This is a genomic window from Massilia aquatica (assembly GCF_011682045.1).
Taxonomy (GTDB): Bacteria; Pseudomonadota; Gammaproteobacteria; order Burkholderiales; family Burkholderiaceae_D; genus Telluria_A; species Telluria_A aquatica.
In genome coordinates, this window is the sequence record NZ_VVIW01000006.1 from 187,154 (window position 1) to 210,850 (window position 23,697).

Annotated in this window: 24 protein-coding genes and 1 pseudogene; 8 read left to right on the top strand and 17 right to left on the bottom strand. The window is 61.5% G+C overall.

The window, feature by feature from the left end:
- Positions 1 to 30 precede the first annotated feature (30 nt).
- The 6 genes and pseudogenes from F1609_RS34575 to F1609_RS13230 all read right to left on the bottom strand — a co-directional run bounded on the left by F1609_RS34575 (position 31) and on the right by F1609_RS13230 (position 3,206).
- The gene (locus F1609_RS34575; protein ID WP_229421867.1) at positions 31 to 375 is read right to left on the bottom strand and encodes a hypothetical protein; all 345 of its coding nucleotides are present in this window, start codon (positions 373 to 375) and stop codon (positions 31 to 33) included.
- Between the two features lie 331 nt (positions 376 to 706).
- Positions 707 to 982: pseudogene (locus F1609_RS35355) on the bottom strand (hypothetical protein); the annotation flags it as partial.
- A 35-nt stretch (positions 983 to 1,017) separates the two neighbouring features.
- Positions 1,018 to 1,482 carry a hypothetical protein gene (locus F1609_RS13215; RefSeq protein ID WP_167076887.1) on the bottom strand — a complete coding sequence of 155 codons (465 nt, stop codon included), beginning with the start codon at positions 1,480 to 1,482 and terminating at the stop codon, positions 1,018 to 1,020.
- The gene (locus F1609_RS13220) at positions 1,466 to 1,738 is read right to left on the bottom strand and encodes a hypothetical protein (protein ID WP_167076888.1); all 273 of its coding nucleotides are present in this window, start codon (positions 1,736 to 1,738) and stop codon (positions 1,466 to 1,468) included. The genes F1609_RS13215 and F1609_RS13220 overlap by 17 nt, the downstream gene beginning before the upstream one ends.
- Positions 1,739 to 2,283: 545 nt before the next feature.
- Entirely contained in the window at positions 2,284 to 2,586 is a 303-nt protein-coding gene (locus F1609_RS13225) for a hypothetical protein (protein ID WP_167076889.1), read from the bottom strand.
- A gap of 131 nt (positions 2,587 to 2,717) precedes the next feature.
- A complete protein-coding gene (locus tag F1609_RS13230) occupies positions 2,718 to 3,206 on the bottom strand; it encodes a hypothetical protein (protein WP_167076890.1) in 489 nt (162 codons plus the stop codon).
- A 63-nt stretch (positions 3,207 to 3,269) separates the two neighbouring features.
- On the opposite strand from F1609_RS13230, the gene F1609_RS13235 reads away from it, so the two are divergent.
- Both F1609_RS13235 and F1609_RS13240 read left to right on the top strand, forming a co-directional pair.
- Positions 3,270 to 3,545 (top strand): hypothetical protein, encoded by a 276-nt coding sequence (locus tag F1609_RS13235; RefSeq protein WP_167076891.1) that lies wholly within the window; start codon positions 3,270 to 3,272, stop codon positions 3,543 to 3,545.
- Positions 3,546 to 4,008: 463 nt separating this feature from the next.
- Positions 4,009 to 4,827 carry a DODA-type extradiol aromatic ring-opening family dioxygenase gene (locus F1609_RS13240; RefSeq protein WP_167076892.1) on the top strand — a complete coding sequence of 273 codons (819 nt, stop codon included), beginning with the start codon at positions 4,009 to 4,011 and terminating at the stop codon, positions 4,825 to 4,827.
- Positions 4,828 to 4,882: 55 nt separating this feature from the next.
- Here the strand turns inward: F1609_RS13240 and F1609_RS13245 are convergent, their stop codons facing one another.
- The 3 genes from F1609_RS13245 to F1609_RS13255 all read right to left on the bottom strand — a co-directional run bounded on the left by F1609_RS13245 (position 4,883) and on the right by F1609_RS13255 (position 7,668).
- Positions 4,883 to 5,434 carry a hypothetical protein gene (locus F1609_RS13245; protein ID WP_167076893.1) on the bottom strand — a complete coding sequence of 184 codons (552 nt, stop codon included), beginning with the start codon at positions 5,432 to 5,434 and terminating at the stop codon, positions 4,883 to 4,885.
- Positions 5,435 to 5,707: 273 nt separating this feature from the next.
- Complete coding sequence (ylqF, locus tag F1609_RS13250; protein WP_167076894.1) at positions 5,708 to 6,655, bottom strand: ribosome biogenesis GTPase YlqF; 948 nt, start codon at positions 6,653 to 6,655, stop codon at positions 5,708 to 5,710.
- 80 nt (positions 6,656 to 6,735) lie between these two features.
- Positions 6,736 to 7,668: a histone deacetylase family protein gene (locus tag F1609_RS13255; protein WP_167076895.1), complete on the bottom strand. Its 933-nt coding sequence runs from the start codon at positions 7,666 to 7,668 to the stop codon at positions 6,736 to 6,738.
- A 176-nt stretch (positions 7,669 to 7,844) separates the two neighbouring features.
- Between F1609_RS13255 and F1609_RS13260 the strand changes: the two genes are divergently transcribed.
- From F1609_RS13260 to F1609_RS13280, 5 genes are all read left to right on the top strand, one after another.
- Positions 7,845 to 8,765: an AAA family ATPase gene (locus F1609_RS13260; protein ID WP_166873963.1), complete on the top strand. Its 921-nt coding sequence runs from the start codon at positions 7,845 to 7,847 to the stop codon at positions 8,763 to 8,765.
- A gap of 6 nt (positions 8,766 to 8,771) precedes the next feature.
- Positions 8,772 to 9,785 (top strand): DUF58 domain-containing protein, encoded by a 1,014-nt coding sequence (locus F1609_RS13265; RefSeq protein ID WP_167076896.1) that lies wholly within the window; start codon positions 8,772 to 8,774, stop codon positions 9,783 to 9,785.
- Entirely contained in the window at positions 9,782 to 11,824 is a 2,043-nt protein-coding gene (locus F1609_RS13270) for a transglutaminase TgpA family protein (RefSeq protein ID WP_370661625.1), read from the top strand. Before F1609_RS13265 ends, F1609_RS13270 begins: the two co-directional genes overlap by 4 nt.
- The gene (gene mltB / locus F1609_RS13275) at positions 11,824 to 12,993 is read left to right on the top strand and encodes a lytic murein transglycosylase B (protein WP_167076897.1); all 1,170 of its coding nucleotides are present in this window, start codon (positions 11,824 to 11,826) and stop codon (positions 12,991 to 12,993) included. The genes F1609_RS13270 and mltB overlap by 1 nt, the downstream gene beginning before the upstream one ends.
- A gap of 471 nt (positions 12,994 to 13,464) precedes the next feature.
- A complete protein-coding gene (locus tag F1609_RS13280) occupies positions 13,465 to 13,791 on the top strand; it encodes a hypothetical protein (protein WP_054266941.1) in 327 nt (108 codons plus the stop codon).
- A 193-nt stretch (positions 13,792 to 13,984) separates the two neighbouring features.
- On the opposite strand, the gene cysM is transcribed toward F1609_RS13280, so the two are convergent.
- Positions 13,985 to 14,887 carry a cysteine synthase CysM gene (cysM, locus tag F1609_RS13285; RefSeq protein WP_167076898.1) on the bottom strand — a complete coding sequence of 301 codons (903 nt, stop codon included), beginning with the start codon at positions 14,885 to 14,887 and terminating at the stop codon, positions 13,985 to 13,987.
- A 139-nt stretch (positions 14,888 to 15,026) separates the two neighbouring features.
- On the opposite strand from cysM, the gene F1609_RS13290 reads away from it, so the two are divergent.
- The gene (locus F1609_RS13290; protein WP_167076899.1) at positions 15,027 to 16,766 is read left to right on the top strand and encodes an FAD-dependent oxidoreductase; all 1,740 of its coding nucleotides are present in this window, start codon (positions 15,027 to 15,029) and stop codon (positions 16,764 to 16,766) included.
- Between the two features lie 36 nt (positions 16,767 to 16,802).
- On the opposite strand, the gene F1609_RS13295 is transcribed toward F1609_RS13290, so the two are convergent.
- From F1609_RS13295 to rpsA, 7 genes are all read right to left on the bottom strand, one after another.
- Entirely contained in the window at positions 16,803 to 18,194 is a 1,392-nt protein-coding gene (locus F1609_RS13295) for a M20/M25/M40 family metallo-hydrolase (protein ID WP_167076900.1), read from the bottom strand.
- Between the two features lie 167 nt (positions 18,195 to 18,361).
- Positions 18,362 to 18,736: a ComEA family DNA-binding protein gene (locus F1609_RS13300; RefSeq protein ID WP_167076901.1), complete on the bottom strand. Its 375-nt coding sequence runs from the start codon at positions 18,734 to 18,736 to the stop codon at positions 18,362 to 18,364.
- A gap of 136 nt (positions 18,737 to 18,872) precedes the next feature.
- The gene (gene rfaE1 / locus F1609_RS13305; RefSeq protein WP_167076902.1) at positions 18,873 to 19,856 is read right to left on the bottom strand and encodes a D-glycero-beta-D-manno-heptose-7-phosphate kinase; all 984 of its coding nucleotides are present in this window, start codon (positions 19,854 to 19,856) and stop codon (positions 18,873 to 18,875) included.
- Between the two features lie 9 nt (positions 19,857 to 19,865).
- Positions 19,866 to 21,041, bottom strand: a complete 1,176-nt coding sequence (gene lapB, locus F1609_RS13310; RefSeq protein ID WP_167076903.1) for a lipopolysaccharide assembly protein LapB — start codon at positions 21,039 to 21,041, stop codon at positions 19,866 to 19,868.
- A 52-nt stretch (positions 21,042 to 21,093) separates the two neighbouring features.
- On the bottom strand, positions 21,094 to 21,399 hold the full coding sequence (locus F1609_RS13315) for a LapA family protein (RefSeq protein ID WP_126075989.1): 306 nt from the start codon (positions 21,397 to 21,399) through the stop codon (positions 21,094 to 21,096).
- 205 nt (positions 21,400 to 21,604) lie between these two features.
- A complete protein-coding gene (locus tag F1609_RS13320) occupies positions 21,605 to 21,910 on the bottom strand; it encodes an integration host factor subunit beta (RefSeq protein WP_008446215.1) in 306 nt (101 codons plus the stop codon).
- A gap of 18 nt (positions 21,911 to 21,928) precedes the next feature.
- Positions 21,929 to 23,641: a 30S ribosomal protein S1 gene (gene rpsA, locus F1609_RS13325; RefSeq protein ID WP_267876789.1), complete on the bottom strand. Its 1,713-nt coding sequence runs from the start codon at positions 23,639 to 23,641 to the stop codon at positions 21,929 to 21,931.
- Positions 23,642 to 23,697 lie beyond the last annotated feature (56 nt).

The window sequence follows — 23,697 nt, forward strand, 5'->3', positions numbered from 1 at the left end:
CGATGCCGTCCGGACGGTTGTGGCTGGCCTTCAGGGTTCCGGCAGATCGCCATCAAAGTCACCGCGCTGGACCAGCGAGAAAACGACTTCGGCCTGCCCTTTGCTCAGCGCGATGACGGCCCCTTCGGCGGCGACCAGGGCCCCGTCGACCATCACCATCAGTTTCCCGCTCACGCCGGAGAGCGACAGCGTGACTGTCTCGCCCGCGCCGGCTGGCGCGCTCAAGGACATGGTGAAGGTGGCGGCGCCACCTTCGCTGATGGTCGCCAGCTGCGCCTCCAGGCTCGATTCGACGAAGCCGGGTTCGTTGTACACGTTTTTCCCCGGACCGATTTTCAGGGCGACCTTCGACTGGCTCTCGAGTTTTAATCCCAAGATATCCTTCGCTGCTTAATGCCTTCGCCAGGTCGAAATTGTCGATCGTGATCGCGTTATTGCTGTCGAGTCCTTTGGTCATGATCATGCGCTTGCCGGTGACACTGGACGAGGCGTCGTATACCGCCAGGCCAACGTACTCGCCAGAAGCCAGTTGGGCGACCCATTGGCTGCGTTTGCCGACGCCTTTTCCATTGGTAATCACGCTCCCGGCGATCTCGATTTTGCCCAGGCCATCACTGTCGACGATGGTGTCGTTTCCAAACGCGGCGCCAAAGCTGTAGGTATCGATACCCTTGCCGCCACGCAGCCAGTCGCTGCCGGTACCACCGTCGAGCTTGTCGTCGCCGGCCCCGCCCTCGATGTAATCGTTGCCGCCGCCGCCGTCGAGCGTATCGTCGCCGTAGATCTCGTCGTACTTGTCGCCGCCTGTCAGCAGGTTGCCGTATTCACCACCAAACAGGATCTGGCGGCGTCCCGCATCGCCGGAGTCGGAACTGCCGGAGCGCAAGGTCGTATCAGTGACCGTATCATAGAACATCAAATTCGGGTAGGGCGCAATACCGGTCTCGTCTTTCTTATTCCTCTCAATCATCATCTTCAGCATCAAGGACCTGCTGGAAAGATACAAGTCGCTGAAATTTAATGCGCCTGTTCGCTCGTTCTGCTCGAAACCCGACTGAGCACTTGCAATTTTTCTTTTAGCTCTACGTGCTTAGCAGCAATAATAGCAAGCATATCCAGATTGTCTGGCGTAATTTGAATCGGCAACAGATACTTCAGTGCGATCAGGTAGGGTAAATAATGGAGCTCATCGCTGCAGGCAGGAACGGAGCCCGTCGAAACCGTGATGCTCACTTTGCCGCTTAACTGTGCAATCGGCGCGGCAGCAACACCCGTCCCGAGTGCGGCTTTCGAGAGCACCAGATTGCCATGGTAAATCAGCGCATTCAAATCGGCGATATCGAACGTTTCGTCAAGCCGCCCCATGACGTCAGCCAAGTTCATCGTATCGGTGAGTTTGCACATGGAGTGATTGTCGATGGGATTGGTCGACTGTTCGTTAAATGTAGGTTGACGGTGCCTTGCTTCAATTAATAACTTCAAATTTTCTATAAAGCGTCGAATATTCAGCCGGGTAGCAAGTACTGTCAAATAGCAACGCGCCTCCGCCCTCTTGGAGGTAAAAATTCCTAGCCAAAAATCCTCCATCCGTGTCGAATACTACATACTTGATCAACACTGATTTATCTCTTTGGTTAATAAATTCAAAAATAGTGCTCGTCATCGGCACCGCTTTGTCGCTAATTCGCTTTCTCTCATGAATAACAACTTTGAGATGCGCCCCTTTTTTGCTCTCCATGTCGGGATCCTTATAGATAACCTGTTGCTTGCACAATATTTTGAACTGTATCGCTCCAATGATTTCATCTGCGACTGGCAGCGGGTAGACAAGGACGATAATAGTCGTCGAAATTATCATCCGGTACCGCGTATCGCCCCCCGTGTGATACCTTTTGCCGCCCAGCAGAGAACACCGAACCATATCAGCATCAACGCTAAAATATATAACCCCATAACTGCATCATCCCTTCAAATAACCTGCGATTACGACAGATTTTCAGCCAACACTCGTCTCAAACGCAGTCGCCACAAGGACCCGTCGCGACATCATAGATAACTTGATATTTGCACAACTCGTTGAATTACATGGAACCAATAATTTCATCAGCCAACGGCAGCGGCAATCCGAACTTGGTTATGACCGCTATAGCTAATTTTTTATGCTGGACATCGATTAACCACGTGATACATTTTTCCACGAGAAAAAGTACAAGGAACCAGCCCAGCAGCAGTTCCAAATAGAAAAATCCCATTACCAAGTACTTCGCTTATTGGGGTAAATAATCACGCCTTTCCAAACCGGCACTCCCAAGACTGATCGATCCGATGACTTTTCACACGCAGAACCATTAACGAAGCATCGGCAATGATATCGCCCAGCCCTTTTGTTCCTTGCGGAAAAAAAATCTTTTTATCGCGGTCGATTTCCAGATCGTTGCGTCGAAAGCTTTCCATCACCCGCTTGAAAGTGGCTGGCCGCTCTAAATTCTTTCTCGGCATATACGTTGCCAAAACCGGAGTAATTCGAAAGCTCAACGCTGCCTCCAAGTTTGCACCTTCCAACCCATCCATGAACTTTGTAAGCATGGAGCATCAGATAAAATTGCATCTATAATATTTTTAGAATTCATCATGGATGATCCGACGACTAGCCTTGCTCAGAACCGTTAACGCTCACGCAAACTCTCCTGCCCTGGTCACTGGACCGGTGCCATCAATTACTCTATAACTTTGAAGTCACTAACAAGCATAGGAAATTCTTTCGGCTGGCATGAACCGGCAAATAGGAACGGGCCTTTTCCCTCCTGTATGTAAAAATTTCTGACCAAAAATCCTCCAGGTGTGTCGAATACCACATACTTGATCATCACTGATTGATCGCTTTCGTTAATAAATTCCCAAAGTTCGCTTGTAATGGGCAGTACCTTTCCGTCAACTTTCTTTTCTTCATGGTCAACGAATTTTAGAACCGCGCCTCGTTTTTTCTCCATGTCCGGATCCTTATAGATCACCTGTTGCTTGCATAAATTTCTGAACTGTATCGCCCCAACGATTTCATCCGCGACCGGCAGCGGATAGGCAACCACAATGGCAATCGCCGAAATTAACCCTTTGTAGGGATGATCGTTCCGCCAAGTGACGCCTTTCACCACGCACCAGAGCACACCGAGCCAGATCAGCAGCAATGCCAAAATTAATAATCCCATAACTAGATCACCCTTCAAATTCCTGCAAGTTGTTACACACTTTTAAACCAACATCAGCCTCCAATGGCTGGCCATCAAGACCGGTTCACCAGTCCGCTCGGCGGCGAACGTTTCCACCGGCACGCTGGTCTGGCGGCCGCCATTGTTGCCGTCGAATTCCTTGTAGGTACCCGTTTCCCATCAGATTGCGCCAGGACGATCACGCGCGGCTCGCCCTGCCCGGAACGCATCAGCGCCAGCGCAAGGAGGTCGCTACTCGTCATCGACAACTTCGCTTTTAATCCGATCAGCTTGGCAGCACGCAGAAGACCGGCCGTGCTGAAGATACCCAACTGGTGAGTGACACTGGCCGGGTCTGCCGCAATCTGATGGAAACGCGCCAGCGCGCAAAGCGCGATGAGTAGGGCTAACAGGTCGCGCGGGGCAGCGCCGGAAAGGGGGGCGGCTCGGCGCTGGAAAGCGCGGCGGGAGATACTGCAGTCACGAAATGTCCCCTTCTATCGGTGGCCTACTTACAGTAAGCAATTGCATAATTTATCACCTTTCCCCCAAGAAAAATTTATTTTTCAGAAATTAATTTTTTAGGGATGAAAATTGCGATATAAAGTCTGAATATCGCTCCGCTTTTGGCGATTCGCAGGGATGGGGCTAGAACTGGCTCTGCGGCGTCCCCGCTGCCAAGCATGATTTCCGGCCTGCTGGCCTGCGCGTTTTAAAGGACTGAACCTCGTCCGGTATAACAAGTTGAAAAACGACCGTCGCATCCTCATATATCGGCTATAACCCAACTTCCGATACCAATATGAACACCCGACTTCCAACCTATTTCGTCTCGCACGGCGGCGGTCCGTGGCCGTTCATGAAGGAACAATACGGCGACACCTACGCCGTGCTGGAAGCGTCGCTGGTCGACATCCGGCGCCAGATCGGGAACGTCAAACCGGCTGCGGTGCTGGTCATTTCAGGTCACTGGGAAGAACAGGAGCTGATGCTCTCATCGAGCGCGCAGCCGCCGATGATCTACGATTACGGCGGTTTTCCGGCGCATACCTACCAGGTAAAATATCCGGCGCCAGGATCGCCCCAGCTGGCCCAGCGCGCCGCCGATCTGCTGGCCACCGCCGGACATGAGGTCTCGCTCGATGGACAGCGCGGTTTTGACCACGGCACGTTTTCGATGCTCTATCCCGTCTATCCGGAGGCGGACGTGCCGGTGGTGCAGCTCTCGCTCAAACACGGCTTCGATCCGCTCACCCATGTGAAGATCGGGCGCGCGCTGGCGCCGCTGCGCGACGAGGGCGTGCTCATTATCGGCAGTGGCCTGAGCTACCATAACCTGCGCCAGTTTGGCCCCGAAGGCAGGCTGGCGTCGCACCAGTTCGACGACTGGCTGCAGATGGTTCTCAAGCTGCCGCCGTCGGAACGTACCACCGCCCTGCTGCATTGGGGCCAGGCGCCCTATGCGCGCAATGCCCATCCGCGCGAAGAACACCTGATGCCGCTGATGGTGGCACTCGGCGCGGCCGAAGGGGAGAATGCGGCCTGCGTGTATCACGAAGACGAATTTTTCGGGCACCTGGCGGTGTCGAGTTTTCGCTTCGGCGAGCCGGTGGCGGCGTAACCGCGCCACCGGCCCGGCCAGGCCGAGTCAGGCCGGGTTGAAAACGGGCGCCGGTTCAGCGGTTCTGGTAGTCGTCGAAGCGTTCGTAGAGGTCTTCCAGGATGTCATCCTGATCCATTTTTTCGCCGTTGACGGGGCGCAGTCCCGGTGTCATGAAGCTGATCATTTTCTTTTTGCCGATCATGCTGATATTCCCGCCGACATAGGTCAGGAAAAAGACGGCTTTCCATCCGCGCCCAGCCTGTTTTACCGGTGCTTCCGGTTTCAGATGCAGTACGATATTGAGAATATCGCCGGGAATGGTTGGGAATGGATTGCCTGCGGAGATTTTATCGACATCGCTGAACGGCACGAACAGGCCGCCTTCATAGGCGACGCCGTCGTCGCTGACCGTGATCACGGTGCGCTTGCCATTCATCGTTAAATGAAAAAACACCGTCGCAAACATATACACGGCGCAAAACGCCATGAAGGCGCCCAGGCCCGTGCTGACCTGTTTGACGAGCGAGAAAATGCCGATCACCGCCACCGCCACGCCCATCACAATGGCCCAGTAGCCATATGATTTGGTATCGGTATAAGCAATCGGTGGACGTGCTTGATTCATACAGGCTCCAATAAAATTATGAAGCGCAGTATAGCATTCAGAGCAACAATTGGTATTTCATCCAGATTACACCGGCGTCGCGAAAGCGATATTATTCGCGATATAAACGGCGATGTAAGTACATAACCACCATCAGCCTTGGATTATTTATTTCCTCAAACACGAAGTAAATACAAAGATAATATACCGTCAATATCCCGAGACGCCGTCCAGCGCTGTTGAAAAACCTTCAGGCGGGCGCACAGATCGGGCCTGGGAACTGCGGCGTGGAACTCAGGTCCCGCGCTTGCCGCGCGCCGAATTGGCGGCTTTTTCGGCGGCAATCGCCGCTGCCTTGGCGGCCTTGGCGGCCATTTCGGCCTCGTGCTGGGCCATGCGCAGGGCGCGCGTTTCCGGCGTTTCGAGACTGATGCGGCCGAGCGCGCCGGTGCGGTAATCCTGCAGGAAGATGTGCGAGGCTTTTTCAAAATCGAGGTCGCCGCCCTTCTGCCGGTAGCCGCGCCGCGCCGCCACGCCTTCGACCACGGCGATGCCGTCCATGCCTTCGGTCTTGAAGCCGTAGCGCGCCGTGAGCAGCGCCGGGTAGCGCGCCAGCAGTTCGTCGGCCAAAAACACCGCCACTTCATCTTCGATCAGGGCGTTCGAGCCGATCGCATGGCTGGCGGCGAGCATCAGGCCATCGCTGGCGAGCGCGATCTTCGGCCACAGCATGCCGGGGGTGTCGACCAGGATGATGTTCTTGCCGAGGTAAAGCTTTTGCTGCATCTTGGTCACGGCCGGCTCGTCGCCCACCTTGGCCACCTTCTTTTTCAGCAGCGCGTTCATGAGCGTCGACTTGCCGACGTTGGGAATCCCCATGATCATGATGCGCAGCGGCTTGGTCGGCACGCCGCGGTGCGGCGCCAGCGACTGGCACAGGTCCGGAATTTTCGCGACGTCGCCCGGCTTCTTGGTGGTCATGGCGTAGGCGGTCACGCCTTCCTGGGCGTTGTAGTAGGCGCTCCAGGCGGCGGTGGCGGCCGGATCGGCCAGGTCGACCTTGTTGAGGATCTTGAGGCAGGGGCGCTGGCGGAACAGGCGCAGTTCCTCGACCATGGGGTTGCAGCTCGCCTCGGGAAGGCGCGCATCGAGCACCTCGATCACCAGATCGGTGTTCTCCATCTGTTCGGCCGCCTTCTTGCGGGCGGCGTTCATGTGGCCCGGGTACCATTGTATCGACATGCTGTGCTTTCGGAATTCTCGTTTAAGGCGCTATTTTACCGGGGCCGGCCCGGTGCGCCGAAAAAACGGACGAACGCCGCCTACTCCAGCTCGGCCAATACCTTGATGTGCGCCGCCACGCTGCGCCCCAGCGCCGACAGGTTGTAGCCGCCTTCCAGGCAGCTGACGATGCGCCCCCGCGCATACAGACGCGCCACGGTCATCACTTCGCGCGTGATCCAGGCATAGTCGGCTTCGACCAGGCCCATGCCGCCCACATCGTCTTCGCGGTGGGCGTCGAAGCCGGCCGAAATGAAGATCATCTCGGGCTTGAAGTCGTGCAGCGCCGGCAGCCAGTGTTCGGTGACCAGTTTGCGCACCACATCGCCGCCGCTGCGCGCAGGCACCGGAATGTTGACGCAGGTGGCCGTTTGCGGCTCCGGTTCGGTGTACGGATAAAACGGATGCTGGAAGAAGCTGGCCATCAGCACGCGCGGATCGTCGCGAAACGATTCGGCGGTGCCGTTACCGTGATGGACATCGAAGTCGATGATCGCCACCCGAGCCAGCCCGTGCGACTCGAGCGCGTGGCGCGCGGCGATGGCCACGTTGTTGAACAGGCAAAAACCCATCGGCTCGCCGGGCAGCGCGTGGTGGCCGGGCGGGCGGGTCGCGCAGAAGGCGTTGGCGATGCTGCCGGCGATGACGGCGTCGGTGGCGGCCAGCGCGGCGCCGGCGGCGCGCAGCGCGGCCTGGTAGCTGTGCGAACAGAGCGTGGTATCGGCATCAAGCGGATAGGTCTCGCCTTCCACGGTGGGCGTATTGTCGCGCACCAGCGCGATCGCCTCTAAGGTGTGGTTGCGGCCGATGGCGGGAATTTCGGCCAGCGGCGCCTCGCGCCGTTCGACCAGGCCATCGATGCGGGCCAGGATCAATTGGTCTTCGATCGCCTGCAGGCGCGCGGGCGACTCCGGATGCCATTCGCCCATGTCGTGGCGGCTGCAATCGGGGTGGCTGTAAATGGCTGTGCTCATGTGCGTGATTTCATTAGCGGCGTCATCAATGTTGCACCGGAAACCCCGTTCTCGCATAGAATCTTGGAGAAACGGGTCGTGATGACGCAGTAGTGGTGCCGAAGGCGCTAATCTACCATGCCGTGCCCCACGCCGGTGCGCACGACCACCCACCGCACACTGTAAAGATCAACGCCATGTTCAAAAAGATGCACGCCGTCGCCCGCCAGGTCAGCCAGATTGTCGTCGGCAAGGATTTGCAGGTGCGCCAGGCGCTCACCTGCCTGCTGGCCAATGGCCACCTGCTGATCGAAGACGTGCCGGGCGTCGGCAAGACCACCCTGGCGCACGCGCTGGCGATTTCGCTGGGCCTCAAGTTCAACCGCGTGCAGTTCACCAGCGACCTGCTGCCGGCCGACGTGGCCGGCATTTCAGTGTACGAACGCGAAAAGAACGGCTTCGTATTCCATCCGGGGCCGATCTTCACGCAAGTGCTGCTGGCCGACGAAATCAACCGCGCCACGCCGAAAACCCAATCGGGGCTGCTCGAAGCGATGGAAGAGCGCCAGGTGACTGCCGACGGCGTCACGCGCGCCCTGCCGGCCCCGTTTTTCGTCATCGCCACCCAAAATCCGCTGCACCAGGTGGGCACCTTTGCCCTGCCCGAATCGCAGCTGGACCGCTTTCTGATGTGCCTCTCGCTCGGCTACCCCGACGCCGCCGCCGAACGCGCGCTGCTGATGGGTGAGGACCGCCGCAGCATGCTCAAGACGCTGCCGGCGGCCATGCAGCCTGCCGAACTGACGGTGGCGCAAAAGGCGCTGCGCGAAATCCACACCTCGGCCTCGCTGATCGACTACGTACAGGCGCTGGCGCAGGCCTCGCGCCAGAATGGCATGTTCGCCGAGGGTTTGTCGCCGCGCGCCTCGATCGCGCTGCTGCAGGCCGCGCGCGCCTGGGCCGCCATGGAAGGGCGCGACCACGTGGTGCCGGAAGATATCCAAGCGGTGCTGGTGCCGGTGTGCGCGCACCGCCTGCGTCCCTTGAAGTCGGCGCACGGGGTGGCGCTGGCCAGCCGCGACCTGGTCCTGCAACTGCAGAAATCCGTGCCGGTGTAAGCAGGCATGTCCGACTCCGCCTTCCTGAGCCGATTCATTCCCGCCGCAGTGCGCGCCAGGGCCGACACCTGGCTGTTCCAGAAGCGCGGGGTCGATCCCGGCGAAACCTACCTGGCCCAGCGCCGCGTGTTCATCCTGCCCAGCGGGGCCGGCATGGGCTTCGCCGCGCTCATATTGACCTTGCTGATCGGGTCGATCAACTACTCGCTCGGGCTCGGTTTTGCGCTGACCTTCACCATGGGCACCTGCGCCATCGTCGATATCGTCCTGACCTATAAAAACCTGGCGCACCTGCACCTGCGTCCGGGCCGCGCGCAGCCGGTGTTCGCCGGCGAAGTAGCGCAGTTCGAACTGCACGTGGTCAACCGCACCAGGCTGGACCGGTATGCGCTGTGGATCGACTTCATCGAAGCCGGGCAAGCGCGCCACGTGCTTGATGCGGCGGCCGGCGCCAGCAGCGCGGTGACCTTGTCGGCGCCGAGCCTCGAACGCGGCTGGCTGGCGGCGCCGCGCATCCGCCTGTCGACCCGTTTTCCGCTCGGGCTGCTGCGCGCCTGGAGCTACTGGCAGCCGGACCTGTCGGCGCTGGTCTATCCCTTCCCCGAAGAAGACGCGCCGCCGCTGCCGATGTCGGGCGTCGAGAGCGCCGATGGCCACGGCCACGCCGGCCACGACGACTTCGCCGGCATCCGCAGCTACCAGCCGGGCGACCCGATGCGCCACATGGCGTGGCGCCAGATCGCGCGGCTCGACCCGGCCGACGGCGGCCAGCTGGTGACCAAGCATTTCGAAGGCGGCGCGATCGACGAGCTGGTACTCGACTTCAATGCCATGCCCACCTTCATGAACCTGGAACTGCGCCTGTCGCGCATGACGCGCTGGGTGCTCGAGGCCGAGCAGCGCACCCTGCCCTACGCGTTCCGCATCGGCGCCATCGATTTCGAGGCGTCCAGCGGCGAGGCGCACCAGGCGGCCTGCCTGCGCGCGCTGGCCCTGCACGGACTGGGAGAAGGCGCGTGAAGGCCGCCGCCAAACGCGGCGCCGTCTCCGCCAGCCGTGGCCCGGGGTTCGCACGCCTGCTGGCCCAGCTCCCGCGCGACAAGGCCGACACCCTGCTGCTGCTGGCGGCGGCCCTGATGGTGCTGGCACCCCACGCCGGCCACCTGCCGCTGTGGGTGTCGGCCCTGTGCGGCCTGACCCTGCTGTGGCGCGCCGTGGCCACCTTGCGCGGCACGCGCATGCCCTCGGCCCTGCTGCTGCTGCCCATGTCGATGGCGGCCATGGCGGGCGTGTTCATGAGCTACAAGACCCTGTTCGGGCGCGATGCCGGGGTGGCCATGCTGGTGCTGCTGGTGGCCTTTAAAATGCTGGAGATGCACGCCCGGCGCGACCTGTTCGTGGTGATCTTCCTGTCGTTCTTCCTGGTGCTCACCAATTTCTTCTACTCGCAGAGCATTTTCACGGCCCTGATGATGATCGCCTCGATCATTGCGCTGTTGACCGCGCAGTTGTCGTTCCAGTTCACCGGCGCGGTGCCGCCGCTGGGCCGGCGCCTGTGGATGGGCGCGCGCGTGTTCCTGATGGCCGCGCCGCTGGCGATCGTGCTGTTCGTGCTGTTCCCGCGCATCCAGGGACCGCTGTGGGGCATGCCGAGCGACGCCCAGGGCGGGCGCATGGGCCTGTCGAACAGCATGGCGCCGGGGAATATGTCGAACCTGGCGCAGTCGGACGATCCGGTGTTCCAGGTGCGCTTTCTCGATCCGCCGCCATCGAAGGCGCAGCTGTACTGGCGCGGCGTGGTGCTGGGCGAGTTCGACGGGCGCACCTGGACCAAGGTGCGGCGTGCGCCGCGCGGCGCGGCCGGACAGATTTCGATGCACGTGCGCGGGCCGGCGATCCGCTATCAGCTGACCCTGGAACCATCATCCAACAACTGGCTGTTCGCGCTCGACCTGCCCGACCGCCTGCCGGACCTGGAAGACAATACGGCGCGCGTCTCTGACGAGCTGGAACTGTCCGCCAGTTACGCGCTCGACAAGCGCGTGCGCTACGACATGAGTTCGCATATCGACTACAGCCTTGGCGCCACCCCCGAACTGGCGGAGCGCTGGCGCTGGCTGGACCTGCCCGACGGCTTCAATCCGCAGGCGCTGCAGGCCGGCGCGGCCATCGGCCAGACGATGCGCGATCCGGAGCAGCGCGTGCGCTCGGTATTGACGATGTTTACCGAGCAGCCGTTTTCGTACACGCTGCAGCCGCCGCTATTGGGCCGTAACTCGGTCGACGACTTCTTGTTCAAGACCCGTTCCGGCTTTTGTGAACACTACGCCAGCGCCTTCGTGGTGCTGATGCGCGCCGCCGGCGTACCGGCGCGCGTGGTGATGGGCTACCAGGGCGGCGAATTCAATCCCATCGACGGCTTTCTGGCGGTGCGCCAGTCGGAAGCGCACGCCTGGGCCGAAGTCTGGATCGCCGGGCGCGGCTGGGTGCGGGTCGACCCCACCGCCGCCGTGGCGCCGGAACGGGTGCAGCGCGGCCTGTCGAGCGCGCTGGCGCAAAATCCGCCCGCCTTTGCCGGCCTGGGCGGGCTGCTCGGCTTGAGCGGCGAGCGCAACGCGCTGCTCGAACAGTTGCGCTTTCGCTACGACGCGATCAACAATGGCTGGAACCAGTGGGTGCTCAACTACACGCCGGACCGCCAGAGCGGTTTGCTCGACAGCCTCAAGCTGAGCCTGGCGCACTGGCGCACCCTGGCCATCCTGGCCGCCATCGGCGCGCTGTTGCTGCTGTGGCGCGCCGTACGGTTGCGGCGCGGGACGGACCCGGTCGATGCGCTATACTCGGCCCTGTGTCGAAGGATGAGCCAGCTTGGCATGGCGCGCACCGCCGACGAGGGCCCCAACGCCTACGCCGCCAGGCTGGCGCAAGGCACGCTGGCGCAGGACAAGATCGCCGCCGCCAGGCGCTTCCTGGCCCTCTACAGCGCCCACAAATACAGTGCCCGGCCGCCCGCTCCCGGGCTCGCTTCCACCTTGAAAAGTTTGCTGAACAACATTTAATGAAATTGACATCTATCTTGCTGGCACTTGCCGTGTCGGCAAGTCCCCTGAGCCAGGCTGCGCCTGCCAAAAAACCCGGCAAGAAAACTGCGCACGCCAAGGCCAAGCCGGCGCGCAAGGCCGCCGCCGTGGCCGTCCCTGCGGCTGCGGCAGCGGCTGCGGGCACGGCTGCCCAGGCCGGCGACGCCGTCGTGTTCAGCGAGTCGGAAGCGGTCAATGCCTTCGCCGACGAAGTGGCGTTGCGGCACGGCTTTCCGCGCGCCGAGCTCGATAAGCTGATCGCCCAGATCCGCTACATCGACACGGCGGTCCAGCTGGTCAAGCCGGCGCCCAAGGGCAAGCCCAAGAACTGGCAGAATTACAGCCGGGTGACGATCGAGCCAATCCGCATCCGGGCTGGCGTGGCGTTCTGGAACCAGCACGCCGCCGTGCTGGCGCGCGCCCAGGCAGAGTATGGCGTGCCGGCCGAAATCATCGTCGGCATCATCGGCGTGGAAACCATCTACGGACGCCAGACCGGGCGCTTCCGCGTGCTCGACGTGCTCGCCACCCTGGCCTTCGCCTACCCCGAGGCGCCCAACCGGGCCGCGCGCATGGCCTTCTTCCGGGGCGAACTGGAAAACGCGCTGGTACTGGCGCGCAAGTCGAATATCGACCCGCTGTCGATGCTTGGGTCCTTTGCCGGCGCCATCGGCATGCCGCAGTTCATGCCGGGCAGCGTGCTGGCCTACGGGGTCGACTACGACAACAATGGCAGCATCGACCTGCGCGGCTCGGCGGTGGACGCGATCGGCAGCGTGGCCAGCTTCCTGGTCCAGCACGGCTGGCAGGCGAAGCAGGCCGGGCCGCTCGTGTATCCGGCCGGCGTGTCCGACGACCGTACCTGGGAGAGGTTCCTCAACCAGGGCCTGGCGGCCAAGTTCGGCGCCGAGGAATTGCGCGCGAGTGGGGTCAGCACCAGCGCGGTGTTGCCTGCGAACCAGCGTTTCGGCCTGATCGACCTGCCCAACGGTGCCGATACGACCGAGTACCGCATCGCCACCGATAATTTTTTCGCTATTACGCAATACAACCGTTCTTACTTCTACGCCATGTCGGTGATCGAATTGGGGCGCGCCATTCGTCTCAACCGGAGCGGTCAGCCTCTTGCTTCAGCGGAAACTTTGTAAAAGAATGTAACGACTGGAGCATTTTTTGTTGCCCGATTTTTGACGCCACGCCCCGCCCGGGCGAGTCGGGCGTGTCTCCCCGACTATCCAGTCGTGCCTCATAGAAATGCCTATTGCGTTAATATACTCAGAAACATGTTGCTAATAAGCCAGTTCTGTTTAGAATTGTGCGGCGGATGCATCTAAATTGTCTTACACTTAAGTTTTCTGGGAAAACAATTAGTTTTTCGGTGATTTTGTGAGAGAATTGCAATGCGGCTATGTTGCGATCAGACAACACAACCGACATCATTTTGTAATCTGTTATTGCTTATCGGTATTAGATTACAAAACGTTGTACAATTGTGTATATTTTTTAAAAAGTGTTACCCAAGATAAATTCGCAAGCGCACTTCGACGGTGGTAGACCAGCAGCGAGAGCTCCGCGTGTTTGACTTAGCAGCACCACTCACAATAGGAATTATTGACATCATGACAAACCAAGTCGGCATTGATATGAACAGCGATTCGGACTCCGATGATCTGCTGCAATACAACCCAAATCGTCTACTTGACACGCTGATTGAAAATCTGCGTCTCAAGAACGATGCAGCCCTGTCGCGCGCGCTGGAAGTGGCGCCGCCAGTGATCTCGAAGATCCGCCATCACCGCCTGCCGGTCGGCGCCTCCCTGCTGATCCGCATGCACGAAGTGAGCGACCTGTCGATCCGCGACCTGCGCTACTTGATGGGCGACCGCCGCAACAAGTTCCGCATCAGCGACAAGCAGTTCAAGCCAAAAGAAGGCGATCCAGCGTAATAGCGGGATCGGTCGGACCGCGTAGGTCTGCGCGCCGCAAGGCGCTGCCGGACAAGCCCGTGCCCTGCCCTGTGGGGGGCGGCGCGCGGGAAGCACAAAAAACGCCTTCCACCATGAACGGGTCAGACTCGTTCATGGTGGAAGGCGTTTGTTTTTGTGGGGCCGCTGCTAGCCGTCTGCGGCCCCTTGCCGCTTATGCCGGGAACACGCCAGTCGACAGGTAGCGGTCGCCGCGGTCGCACACGATGAAGACGATGGTGGCGTTTTCCACCGTCTGCGAGATGCGCAGCGCGATCTCGCAGGCGCCGGCGGCCGAGATGCCGCAGAAGATGCCCTCTTCGGCCGCCATGCGGCGCGCCATCTGCTCGGCGGCGGCCTGGCTCACGCTCTCGACCTGGTCGACCCGCGCCTTGTCGAAGATTTTGGGCAGATAGGCTTCGGGCCACTTGCGGATGCCCGGAATCTGCGAGCCGTCTTCGGGCTGGGCGCCGATGATCTGGATCGCCTCGTTCTGCTCCTTGAGATACTGCGACACGCCCATGATGGTGCCGGTGGTGCCCATGGCGCTGACGAAGTGCGTGATGCCGCCATTGGTGTCGCGCCAGATCTCGGGGCCGGTCGACTCGTAGTGGGCGCGCGGATTGTCGGGATTGCCGAACTGGTCGAGGATGATGCCCTTGCCGTCGCGCTGCAACTGCTCAGCCATGTCGCGCGCGTATTCCATGCCGCCGGTCTTGGGCGTGAGGATGATCTGGGCGCCATACGCGGCCATGCTCTGGCGCCGCTCGATCGACAGGTACTCGGGCATCAGCAGCAGCATCTTGTAGCCGCGGATCGCCGCCGCCATCGCCAGCGCGATGCCGGTGTTGCCGCTGGTCGCCTCGATCAGGGTATCGCCCGGCTTGATCTGGCCGCGTTCTTCGGCTCGGCGCAGCATCGACATGGCGGCGCGGTCCTTGACCGAACCGGCCGGATTGTCGCCTTCCATTTTGCCGAGGATGATGTTGTTGCGCGCGGCCGCGTCGGCGCCCGGCAGGCGCACCAGGCGCACCAGCGGGGTATTGCCGATCGTATCTTCGATGGTCATGTAAGGCATGGGTTACTCTTTGCGGTTCGACAAAACATCATTCTAATCCACGGCGCCCTTGTCCGTATGAGACGGGTCAGCTTGCTGTAGTTTGGCGCTGCTAGCTGCTAGACTGAGGGATGACTATCCTCCCGGAGCCCGATCGCCCATGAGCACCCTGCCCGCACCCGACTTCATTCCCGACAACAGCATCCAGGAGCGCGCCCAAAGCTCGCTGAGCAAATACGAAACGCGCCGCGACCAGATGTTCCCGGTCCTCACGCACGCCGAAATCGCGCGCCTGCGCCGCTTCGGCAAGGAAGGGCACTGGGACGACGGGCAAGCCATTTTCGAAGCCGGCGGCGGCAATCCGGGCATGATGATCGTGCTGTCGGGCCAGGTGCGCATCAGCCAGTGCGACGGCATGGGCAACAGCCACACGATTGTCGAACACGGGCCGGGCCACTTCACGGCCGACGTGGGCCAGTTGTCGGGCAGCCCGGCGCTGGTGAGCGCGCACGCGGCCGGCGCGGTCGAAGCCTTGACCATCACGCCGGAAGCGCTGCGCGCGCTGGTGGTGGCCGAGGCCGAGCTGGGCGAGCGCATCATGCGCGCACTCATACTGCGGCGGGTGGGGCTGATCGAGGCCGGCACCAGCGCCCCGGTGCTGGTCGGCCCGCCCGGCAGCGCCGACCTGTTCCGCCTGCAGACCTTCCTGACCAGTAACGGCCATCCGCACATGGTGCTCGACCCGGCCACCAGTGCCAACGCCGAAGCGCTGGTCCGCATGTACCAGCCCGGCCCGCACGAACTGCCGCTGGTGGTGTGCCCGGACGGCGTGGTCAAGAAGAATCCCAGCCTGGCCGAACTGGGATACTGCCTGGGCATGCTGCCCGACCTCGATCCGGACAAGGTCTACGACGTGCTGGTGGTCGGCGCAGGACCGTCGGGTCTGGCCACGGCGGTGTATGCGGCCTCGGAAGGCTTGTCGGTGCTGGTGGTGGAAAACCGCGCCTTCGGCGGGCAGGCCGGCGCCAGTGCGCGCATCGAAAACTATCTCGGTTTCCCGACCGGGATTTCGGGCCGCGCGCTGGCCGGGCGCGCCTTCGTGCAATCGCAAAAATTCGGCGCGCAGGTGGCCATTCCGGCGGCCGCCGACAAGCTGCTGTGCGACCAGTATCCGCTGCGCCTGTCGCTGGCCGATGGCGCTCAGGTGCAGGCGCGCGCGGTGGTGCTGGCCTGCGGGGCGCGCTACCGCAAGCCGGACCTGGCCGACCTGGCCACGTACGAAGGCTGCGGCGTGTATTACTGGGCCTCGCCGCTGGAAGGACGCCAGTGCCGGGGCGAGGACGTGGTGCTGGTCGGCGGCGGCAACTCGGCCGGCCAGGCGGCGGTGTTCCTGTCAAGCCATGCGAAGACGGTGCACATGCTCATTCGCGGGTCCGGGCTGGCGGCGAGCATGTCGAGCTACCTGATCGAGCGGATTGCGGCCACGCCCAACATCGTGCTGCACACGCATACCAAGTTGACCAGGCTCGAAGGCGACGGCCAGCGCCTGGGCGGCGTGCGCTGGCAGCATGGCGACGAGGCGGAACAAAGCCACGCGGTGCGCAGTGTGTTCCTGTTCGTCGGGGCCGATCCGAATTCGGGCTGGCTGGCCGACTGCGGCGTACAGGTCGACAAGGGCGGGTTCGTGATGACCGGGACCGATGTGATGATGGCGCGCTGCCGGGTGACCGGGCAGATGCTCAACCCGGACGGCTCGCTGCACGGGCAGCTGGAAACCACGGTGCCGGGGGTGTTTGCGATCGGGGATGTGCGGGCCGGGTCGACCAAGCGGGTGGCGGCGGCCGTGGGCGAAGGCGCGGCGGTGGTGGCGCAGCTGCATGCGTATCTGGCGGTGAAGTAAGCGCTATCGTTCCCGCGCAGGCGGGAACGACGGTTATTATCTGAGCGGCGTCGGAGACGTCGCCACGCTCACATTGCCATCCTTGTCCATCGCCTGCACGCCGAAGAAGTAATTATCCTTCGACAGCTTGACGGTCGCCTCGGTCACATTCCCGACGAACAAAGCCCCCTGCCACTGCGCCGCCGTGGTCTCGCGCCAGACAATGCGGTAACCGGCCAGGTCAGGCTCGCCATTGGCCTGCCACACCAGCGACGAATCGTTTTCCAGCTTGGCGGTGCGCATCTGCACCTTCTGCGGCGCGGCCGGGGCCAGCGACAAGGTGGCCAGCGCCGCCGCGTTCACCCGCGCCACTTTCGCGATGTAATTGTAGTCGTTGAACTCGGGCAGGTCGCCATATTGCATCGCCCCTTCCTTGCGCACGTTCTGGTGCTGGTGCGCGAAGTCTTCGTTCGGCTCGGTGAAGCGCAGCGCCGCAAAGCCGCGCTCGAGGAAGGGCATATGGTCGCCCCCACGCAGATAACGGTCGCGCCGCTGGATCACATTGACCGTAAAACCGGGCACGTAGCGCTCCCCCATTTCCTTCACATGGCGCGCCAGCTGGCGCGAGGTCGAATCGTTCTCGCCGCCAGTCGCCAAGAGGGCGCGATTGCCTTCGCTGTTCTCCCTGGTCGCCGGGATCGATTCGGCGAACAGGCGCACCTGCCTGTCGTCGACGCGGCCGTCCTCGGCGCGCGAGCTGCCGATGATATCGTTGGTGAACATGCCCTGCAGGTTCAGGTTCTTGAGCCGGGCCTGTTCGGCCCAATGCGCCGCGCCCAGCAAGCCCTGCTCCTCGGCCGCCACCGCCATGAAGACGATGGTGGCGTCGAACTGGTGGCGCGCCATGACGCAGGCCATTTCCATCACCGCGGCGGTGCCGGAAGCGTCGTCGTTGGCGCCGGGCGCGTCGCCCGTGGCATCCATGATGTCGGTATTGCGCGAGTCGTAATGGCCGCTGACGACGTAGATGCGGTCTTTCGACGCGGCCTGCGTGCCGGGCAGGGTCGCCACCACGTTGACAATCTCGGTCGGGCGCGAAATGCGCGCCGACACCGGCGTGACATGGCTGTCGAAACTCACTTGCAGGCGACCGCCGGCGGCCGCGCCGCAGCGTTCCAGCTCCATCCTGATCCAGCGCCGCGCGGCGCCGATGCCGACCGTCTCCGACACCGTATCGGACATCGTATGGCGCGTCTTGAAGCCGACCAGTTTGCGCACATGCGCTTCGATGCGCTGCGGCGAAATGTCGCCGACGATCTTGTCGACCTGGGCCTGGTGGCGCGCAAGGTCGGGAGCGGTCGGCGCGGCGGGAGCGGCTGCGCCGGCACTGGAAGCAGCGGCGGCGATCAGGGCGGCCAGCAGGGATTGGGTGAACGGAACAGATGCCATGAGGGGTCCTTCGCGACGGCGACAGTTAAATGAGCGCCGTTATCTTCTCACGACCCGGCGCGCACCAGTGCGTCCATACAGCGAAAAAACTTTACTCACGCAAGCTGCGTGCCCATGAAAAAAACCCGCGGCGTTGGCGGCGGGCTTTTGGGCAAGATGCACGGCGTTTACATTTTGGCGGGGGCCGCCGCCGGCTTGGCGGCCGGGGCCGGTTTGGCGGCCGCGGCGGGCGCGGCTTTACCAGCCGCAGATGGTGCCGCAGCGGCGCCATCGAACGGCTTGCCCGCTACCTGCAAGCCCGCCTGCGACAGCTTGACCGCGCGTTTGTCGCCCACGCCCTTGACGCGCTTGGAAAAGTCGGCCCAGTCCTTGAACTCGCCGCCCTTGGTGCGTTCTTCCAGGATCAGCTTGGAGGTGGAGGGGCCGATGCCTTTTACCCCGTCGAGTGCGGCTGCGTCGGCCTTGTTCACGTCGACCTGGGCAAACGCCAGGCTCATCGTGGCCACCAGGGTGGCAACTGCCAGCATCAATTGTCGGATCATGTTGTTTCTCCTTGAGATGATGGGGACGCGATTGCGGCCCCATCAAATCAACGGATGACCCGGCACAATGTTGACCGCTCCGATTGAGCGTTATCAGAACAGCAAAACGCCAATCGTGTAGGCAGACTCTGCTGTTCTACACGCCGAACAGTTCTTCGCGCGTCACCGTCGCCGTGCCGAGCTTGCCTACGACGATGCCGCCGGCGCGGTTGGCGGTCATGATGGCGTCGGCCATCGGCATGCCGGCGCCGAGCATCGAGGCCATGGTCGCAATCACGGTGTCGCCGGCGCCGGAGACGTCGAACACTTCGCGCGCGTCGGCGTGCATGTGCAGTACGTCGCTATCCGTATACAAACTCATGCCCTCTTCCGAACGCGTGAGCAGCAGCGCGTCCAGGCGCAGCTCGGCGCGCAGGGCCTGGGCCTTGGCGGTGAGCTGTTCTTCGCTCGACCAGCTGCCGACGATGCGGCGGAACTCGGACTTGTTCGGCGTGAGCACGGTGGCCCCGGCGTAGCGCGAAAAATCGTCGCCCTTGGGATCGACCATGACGATCTTGCCGGCCGCGCGGCCCGCCTCGATCATGTGCGCCACGTTCACCAGGCTGCCCTTGTTGTAGTCGGACAGGATCACCACGTCGTAATCGGGCAGCAGTGCGTTGAACTGGGTGAGCTTGTCGCGCAGGACCGTGTCGGTCGGGGCGTCTTCGAAGTCGATGCGCAGCAGCTGCTGCTGGCGCCCGATCACGCGCAGCTTGATGATGGTGGAAATAGCGGCGTCGCGCTGCAGGAAGCTCTCGATGCGCGACTCGGCCAGGAGCTGCGCCACCTGCTCGCCGGCTTCGTCGGCGCCGACCACGCCCAGCAAGCCGCAGCGCGCGCCGAGGGCGGCCGCATTGCGCGCCACGTTGGCGGCGCCGCCCAGGCGTTCTTCGCGCTTTTCGATGCGCACGATCGGCACCGGCGCTTCGGGCGAGATGCGGCTGACGTCACCGAACCAGTAACGGTCCAGCATCACGTCGCCGACGACCAGGATGCGCACCGCGGCCAGGTCGGGCGCGGTAATGAAGGGATGGCTGTCGGCGCTGAGCAGGCGCGCCGGTGTGGCGGTGGGATTGGTCATCGTTCGGATCTAGTTCATGACATTGAGTTCTTCGGTGCGGCGCGGCGGGTAGGTCTCCCAGCGGCTGCATCCCGGGCACTGCCAGTAGAACTGGCGCGCCTTGAAGCCGCAGTGGCTGCACTGGTAGCGCGCCAGCTTCTGGGTGTAGCCGCGCACCAGGTTCTTCACCATCGACAGCTCTTCCCACACATCGGCGGGAGCGTCCATCAGGCGCGCTTCGAGCAGTTTGTCGAGGCCGAGCAGGGTCGGATTGCGGCGCAGTTCATCGATCATCAGCTGCTTGGCCGCATCCACCCCATCGAGCTCGATGACGGCCTTGAACACCACTTCGATCAGGTCGATCGAGGACGCTTCGGCCAGGTAGGAGCGCAGCAGGTTGACGCCTTCCTGCGGGCGGCCGACCTTGCGGTAGCCGTCCATCAAGCGCTGCGCGACCAGGGCCACATGCGGCACGCTTTGCTGCTCGACGCGGCGCCAGGTCACCAGCGCGCCTTCGACATCGTCCTTGACCAGCTGGGCGTCGCCGGTCAACAGCGTGGCGCGCACGTTCTTGCGGTCGGCGTGCAGGGCTTTGTCGAGCAGGGCCAGGGCATCGTCGGTGTGCATGTGGACCAGCGCATCCTGGGCCAGCTCGCAGTAGAACTGGGCGATTTCCTTCTGGCGCGCGCCGGCGCCCGATTCTTGCAGGCCGAGCGCGGCTTCGATGGCGCGCGGCCATTCCTTTTCGCGCTGGTAGATTTCGAGCAGGGCGCGGCGCGCCTGGGCGCCGTAGGGCGTGTCGAGCAGCAGGTTGAAGGTTTCTTCGGCGCGGTCGAGCAGGCCGGCCTTGAGGTAATCCATGCCCAGTTCGTACTGGCCGTGGGCCTTTTCATCGGCCGGCAGGTCGGGGCGCGAGAGCAGGTTCTGGTGGACGCGGATGGCGCGTTCGATCTCGCCGCGGCGGCGGAACAGGTTACCGAGGGCGAAATGCATCTCGACCGTTTCGGGATCGAGCTTGACGATGTCGATGAAGGCGTCGATGGCCTTGTCGGGCTGCTCGTTGAGCAGGAAGTTCAGGCCGCGAAAATATCCGCGAGGCAAGGTGCGCGATTCGGAGAGCAGTTGCTTGATGTCGACGCGTGCGGCGATCCATCCCAGGGCGAAAAATAGTGGGATGCCAAGCAACATCCAGATTTCAAATTCCATGCGGTTCTTTTTGTTGGTTTTTCAGATGGGTTAGTGCGAGGTGACTACCGGCTTACTGCTGCGTGCTGACGCTGTCCGGCTGCGGCTGGGCGACATTGGTGCGCGCCACGGTTTGCAGGGCGACAATGGTGTTCTTGTGCTTCGAGGTTTCGCGCCGGTGGCGGAACACGGTGGGCGTGACGGCGAGGATGCCGAGGGCGGCGCCGGCCACAAAAAAGCCCAGCAACATCAGCACCAGCGGGCCGCGCAGTTCGTAATTGAGGAAAAAATGCAGGTCGACTTCCTGCGTGTTTTTCAGGGCGAAACCGAAAAACAGGATAAACAGAATAAATCCAACGATGGTGGATACAAATTTCATCAGCCAGGTCCAGTCTGAAAAGGTCGCAAGTGTCGCATATTACACCAAAACAGAGGGGGTCCGGGGCAGGACGGCAGGCCGGGAAGTTGTAAAACCGGGGACAGACCCCGAAGTTGCAAAACCGGGGTCTGTCCCCGGTTTTGCAACTTTGCGGACGAAAAAAAACGGCATCCAGGGATGCCGTTCTTCTGTGTCGACAAACGACTCAGTCTTCAATAATCGGCTGCCCGACCATCGCATCTACCCGTTCGCGCAATTGCTTGCCCGGCTTGAAGTGCGGTACCCGTTTTTCGGGAACCATCACCTTGTCGCCGGACTTGGGATTGCGTCCGATGCGCGGCGGCCGGCTGTTCAGGGCAAAACTACCAAAACCACGGATCTCGATGCGCTGGCCAGTCGCCAAAGCGTTGGTCATGGCATCGAGAATGGTCTTGACAGCGTACTCCGCATCCTTGGCCACCAGCTGAGAATAGCGCTCAGCCAGGCGGTTAATCAACTCGGACTTCGTCATCTGTCGATTCCGGGTGTCTTAGTTCTTGTTGTCGAACTTAGCTTTCAACAGTGCGCCCAGGCTGGTGGTGCCCGATGCTGCATTGTTGTCGGAGGTCGATGCCATTTTCTGCATCGCTTCCTGGGTCTCGACATTGTCTTTCGCTTTGATCGACAGCTGGATGCTGCGCGCTTTGCGGTCAATGTTGATCACCAGAGCTTCAACCGAATCGCCAACCTTCAGGTGGGTACCGGCATCTTCAACGCGGTCGCGCGAGATTTCGGAAGCACGCAGGTAGCCTTCAACTTCTTCGGACAGCTGGATCACAGCGCCCTTAGGCTCGACCGACTTGACCGTACCCGTTACCAGGGAGCCTTTGTCGTTCATTGCAGCGAAGTTGTTGAATGGGTCGCCTTCGAGTTGCTTGACACCCAGGGAAACGCGCTCGCGCTCGACGTCGATCGCCAGCACGATGGCTTCCAGTTCGTCGCCCTTTTTGAAACGGCGGACAGCTTCTTCGCCGGTTTCGGTCCAGGACAGGTCGGACAGGTGCACCAGGCCGTCGATGTTGCCGGCCAGGCCGATGAACACGCCGAAGTCGGTGATCGACTTGATTGCGCCGCGGACTTTGTCGCCCTTTTTATGGGTAACGCCGAAGTCATCCCATGGATTTGCTTTGCACTGCTTCATGCCCAGCGAAATACGGCGACGCTCTTCGTCGATCTCGAGAACCATGACTTCCACTTCGTCGCCCAGCTGGACAACTTTGTTTGGTGCCACGTTCTTGTTGGTCCAGTCCATTTCGGAAACGTGAACCAGACCTTCGATACCCTGCTCGACTTCCACGAACGCGCCGTAGTCGGTGAGGTTCGTTACTTTGCCGAACAGACGGGTGCTTTGTGGGTAACGACGGGACAGACCGGTCCAAGGATCGTCGCCCAGTTGCTTCACGCCCAGCGAAACACGGTTCTTTTCCTGATCGTACTTCAGGACTTTGGCGGTGATTTCCTGGCCAACGGTCAGCACTTCCGACGGGTGACGCACACGACGCCATGCCAGATCGGTGATGTGCAGCAGGCCATCGATACCGCCCAGATCCACGAACGCGCCGTAGTCGGTGATATTTTTGACGACGCCGGTAACCACGGTGCCTTCTTTCAGCGTTTCCATCAGTTTCTGACGCTCTTCGCCCATCGATGCTTCGATGACGGCGCGGCGGGACAGAACCACGTTGTTACGCTTACGGTCGAGCTTGATGACCTTGAATTCCAGGGTCTTGCCTTCGAACGGGGTGGTGTCCTTGACAGGACGGGTGTCGACCAGCGAACCCGGCAGGAACGCGCGGATGCCGTTGGTCAGAACGGTCAGGCCGCCCTTGACTTTGCCATTGACGGTACCGACGACGATCTCGCCCGATTCCATGGCTTTTTCCAGTGCCAGCCACGACGCCAGGCGTTTTGCCTTGTCGCGCGACAGGATGGTGTCGCCGAAGCCGTTTTCCAGCGACTCAATCGCTACGGAAACGAAATCGCCGACTTGAACTTCCAGTTCGCCCTGGTCGTTCTTGAATTCTTCGATAGGAATGAAAGCTTCGGATTTGAGGCCAGCGTTCACGATCACGAAATTGTGGTCGAGACGCACGACTTCAGCGGAAATAACTTCGCCGGAGCGCATATCTTGGCGCGACAACGATTCCTCGAAGAGCGCTGCAAAACTTTCCATACCGGTTGCTTCAGTTGTTGCTGTTGACATAGTTTGTACACGAGTTAGCCAGCAGAGATCGCACCATGCGACTTAAACTGGGTTAT